The sequence below is a fragment of the Kitasatospora sp. NPDC059812 genome, from assembly GCF_042732075.1.
Taxonomy (GTDB): Bacteria; Actinomycetota; Actinomycetes; order Streptomycetales; family Streptomycetaceae; genus Kitasatospora.
Genome location: NZ_JBHWIO010000041.1, coordinates 1 through 3784, shown reverse-complemented (window position 1 = coordinate 3784; position 3784 = coordinate 1). Strand labels below are relative to the sequence as shown.

Below are 3784 nucleotides of genomic sequence, written 5' to 3'. Positions count from 1 at the left end.
CTCCGTCCGGCCCTCCCTTTTGCCCGCCGCTGCGGCTGGGTCGGGGGGGGGCGGCGGGGGGGGGGCGCGCCCCCCCGCCCCCCCCCACGCTCCAGCGGGTCGTGGTGGTCAACTCGGTCTCCCTCGGTCGGGCGGGCCCCGGGGTCGCCGGGCCGCGGTGTGGCGCCAGCATGACGGGCCATCGGCTCCGCGCCGAACTCCACCACGGCCAAGACCGGCCGCCCGCGCACTCCACTCCGGCGCGGTACGGACGCGCCCCCCGCCGTGCGCCGGCCGGTCGGGTGGCCGATCCTGGACGCCCGGCCACGCACCACCCGAGGAGCGCCATGCGGCTGCGGCACCTGGCCCAGACGTCCCGCGCCGTCGCCGCCGAGCCCGGACGGCGGGCCAAGACGGCGCTGCTCGCGGACTGCCTGCGCGCACTGGGCCCGGCCGAGGCCCCGGCGGCGGTGGGTCTGCTGTCGGGCGAGTCGCAGCGGCTGCGCACCGGCGTCGGCCCGGCGGGCCTGCGCGACCTGCCGCCGCCCGCCGCCGAGGCCTCGCTCGGCGTCCGGGAGACCGAACGGGAATTGGAGCGGATCGCCGGGGTGCACGGGCCCGGCGCGCAGGCCGAGCGGCGGCGGCTGCTGGCCGGGCTGTTCGCCCGGGCGACCGAGGTCGAGCAGGCGTTCCTGCGCGCGGTGCTGGTCGGGGAGCTGCGCCAGGGCGCGCTGGACGCGCTGGTCGGCGACGCCGTCGCCCAGGCCGCCGGTTTGCCCGCGGCGGCGGTGCGCCGGGCGCTGATGTTCCGTGGCTCCGCCCGGGCGGTGGCGGAGGCGGCGCTGACCGGCGGGGCGCCCGCGCTGGCCGCGTTCCGGCTGGAGGTGGGCCGGGCGGTGCGGCCGATGCTGGCCGCCTCCGCGCCCGACGTGGCCTCGGCGCTGGAGCGCACCGGCCCGGCCGCGCTGGAGTGGAAGCTGGACGGCGTCCGGGTGCAGGTGCACCGGGACGGCGCGGAGGTCGCGGTGTTCACCCGCGGCCTGGACGACATCACCGCGCGCGTCCCCGAGGTGGCCGAGGCGGCGCTCGCGCTGCCGCTGCGCTCGGCGGTGCTGGACGGCGAGGCGATCGCGCTCGGGCCCGACGGGCGGCCGCGTCCGTTCCAGGAAACCGCCGCGCGCACCGCCTCCCGGCGGGATCCGGAGCGGCTGCGCGCCGAAGTCCCGCTCAGCGCCTTCTTCTTCGACCTGCTGCACCGGGACGGCGAGGACCTGGTGGACCGCCCCGGCCGGGAGCGGTGGGCGGCGCTGGACGGGGCGGTGCCGGAGGGCCTGCGGGTGCCCCGCACCGAGACCGGGGACGGCGAGCGGGCACTGGCGTTCTTCCGCGAGACCCTGGCCCGCGGTCACGAGGGCGTCCTGGTCAAGGACCCGGCGGCCGGGTACGCGGCCGGGCGGCGCGGTGCCGGCTGGATCAAGGTGAAGCCCCGGCACACGCTGGACCTGGTGGTGTTGGCCGCCGAGTGGGGCAGCGGCCGGCGGCGCGGCCTCCTCAGCAATCTGCACCTGGGCGCCCGGGCGGCGGGCGAGCCCGGGCTTGGCCCGTGGGTGATGCTCGGCAAGACCTTCAAGGGCCTCACCGACGAGACGCTCGCCTGGCAGACCGCCGAACTCCTCGCCCGCGAGAGCGGGCGGGACGACTGGACAGTGCGGGTCCGGCCGGAACTGGTCGTCGAGATCGCCTTCGACGGTCTCCAGCGCAGCCCCCGCTACCCGGCGGGGCTGGCCCTGCGGTTCGCCCGGGTGGTGCGCTACCGGCCGGACAAGGGCGCGGCCGAGGCCGACACCGTCGCCACCGTCCGGGAGATCGCCGCCGCCGAGGGGCTGTGAGCCGCCCTTTGGCGGAGTAACGTCAATTTCAAACCCCTTTGCGGCAGCGCTGGACCGGCTCCGAACCGAATCGGCCATTCTGGACGATCCCCGCATCGCCCCTCCGTGGACGCAAGGGTGGCGGTTAGGTTGGCAATGACAACGAGAGGCGGCCGCCGGACGCCCGGCGCCGCACTGGCGAGAGGTGCTCGACCATGAAGGTGAGCGTCGACCGGGACCGCTGCTGCAGCTCCGGGATGTGCGTCCTGAACGCTCCGGAGATCTTCGACCAGGACGAGCAGGACAGTCTGGTGATCCTCCGTCAGACCGAGTTCAAGCCCCCGCAGTTCGCGGTGCTGAGGCTCGCCGCCGAGCTCTGCCCGGGCGGCGCGATCACCGTCACCGAGGAGGACTCCGCCGAGGACGCCGGCTGACGCCCCCACCGGCTCCCGACGGTCCCCCGCCCGCGCCGACCCCGGCCACCGTGACGACCGCCGCTCCCGGCCGCCGTCGCGCGAACCGTAGACCCCGGCGCCACCCCACCCACCCGAGGACATTGCGACGCAAGGAGACCCCACCTTGACGAGCACACCCACCGCCCGGACCTTCCCGATGCCGGCCCCGCGCGACGCCGGCTGCCCGTTCAGCCCGCCGCCCGCCTACACCGAGGCCGCCGCGACGGCGCCCATCACCCGCGCCGCCCTGCCCGACGGCGAGTCCTGCTGGCTGGCCACCGGCTACGCCGAGGTCCGCACCATCCTGTCCGACCGCCGGTTCAGCGCGGACGCCCGCCACCCGGGGTTCCCGATGCTGGTGCCCGGCCGCCGGGAGGCCCTCCTCGCCAACCCGAGCTTCCTGCGGCTCGACGACCCCGAGCACGCCCGGCAGCGCCGGATGGTCACCGGCGACTTCCTGGTCAAGCGGGTCGAGGCGATGCGCCCCGGCATCCAGCAGATCGTCGACGAGGCGCTCGACCGGATGACCGACGGCCGGACCGAGGCCGACCTGGTCGCCGACTTCGCGCTGCCCGTCCCCTCGCTGGTGATCTGCCTGCTGCTCGGCGTCCCGTACGAGGACCGGGACCGCTTCCAGGGCCTCAGCCGGACCCTGCTCAACAAGCACAGCTCGGCCGAGGAGGTCCAGGCCGCCTCGGACGAACTGCGCGAGTACCTGGGTGGCCTGGCCGCCCGCAAGCGGGAGGAGCCGGGCAACGACATACTCAGCCGGCTCGCCGTCCGGGACGACCTCACGCCGGACGAGGTCGCCACGACCGGCATCCTGCTGCTGATAGCCGGGCACGAGACGACCGCGAACATGATCTCGCTCTCCACCGCCCTGCTCCTCGACCAGCCCGAGCAGATCGCCAGGCTGGCCGACCCGGCCGCGCTGCCCGGCGCCGTCGAGGAACTGCTGCGCCACCTGACCATCGTGGACCACGGGCTGCCCCGGGTGGCCTTGGAGGACGTCGAGCTGGGCGGCACCGTGATCAAGGCCGGGGAGGGCGTGATCGCGCTGATCTCCACCGCCAACCAGGACGAGGAGATGTTCGGCGGCGCCGACCTGCGGCCGGCCGACGAGCTCGACCTCGACCGGGACGCCCGGCGGCACATGGCCTTCGGCTTCGGCGTGCACCAGTGCCTCGGGCAGCCGCTCGCCCGCGCCGAGCTCCAGATCGCCCTGGCCACCCTGTTCCGACGGCTGCCCGGCCTGCGGCCGGCGGCCACCGGTGAGGGCCGGAAGTTCCGCTCGGAGGCGTTCATCTACGGAATGCGGTCGCTGCCCGTCACCTGGTGACGGCCGTCGGACGGAGGGCGGGGCCGGGCCGGCGACCGGACAGGGTCCAGGGGCTCTCTTTCGGATCACGTCGGATCAGCGCGCGGCGTCGGAGTGCGTGCATCGCAAGGCGGAGGAGGGAGTCCATGCGGAGTATCGGCGAC

The 3784-nt window shown here is 75.8% G+C and carries 3 protein-coding genes; all 3 read left to right on the top strand.

Annotated features, from left to right (window positions below; translation table 11 throughout):
• The first annotated feature begins 326 nt into the window (after positions 1-326).
• On the top strand, positions 327-1868 hold the full coding sequence (locus ACFV6D_RS21080) for an ATP-dependent DNA ligase (RefSeq protein WP_380560718.1): 1542 nt from the start codon (positions 327-329) through the stop codon (positions 1866-1868).
• A 194-nt stretch (positions 1869-2062) separates the two neighbouring features.
• The gene (locus ACFV6D_RS21075) at positions 2063-2281 is read left to right on the top strand and encodes a ferredoxin (protein WP_063346071.1); all 219 of its coding nucleotides are present in this window, start codon (positions 2063-2065) and stop codon (positions 2279-2281) included.
• A gap of 145 nt (positions 2282-2426) precedes the next feature.
• Positions 2427-3641 (top strand): cytochrome P450, encoded by a 1215-nt coding sequence (locus tag ACFV6D_RS21070; protein WP_380380224.1) that lies wholly within the window; start codon positions 2427-2429, stop codon positions 3639-3641.
• Positions 3642-3784 lie beyond the last annotated feature (143 nt).

Excerpts from the sequence above, each read along its gene's own strand:
- ACFV6D_RS21080 (WP_380560718.1), top strand. The coding sequence starts at position 327 with ATGCGGCTGCGGCACCTGGCCCAGACGTCCCGCGCCGTCGCCGCCGAG.
- ACFV6D_RS21075 (WP_063346071.1), top strand. The coding sequence starts at position 2,063 with ATGAAGGTGAGCGTCGACCGGGACCGCTGCTGCAGCTCCGGGATGTGC.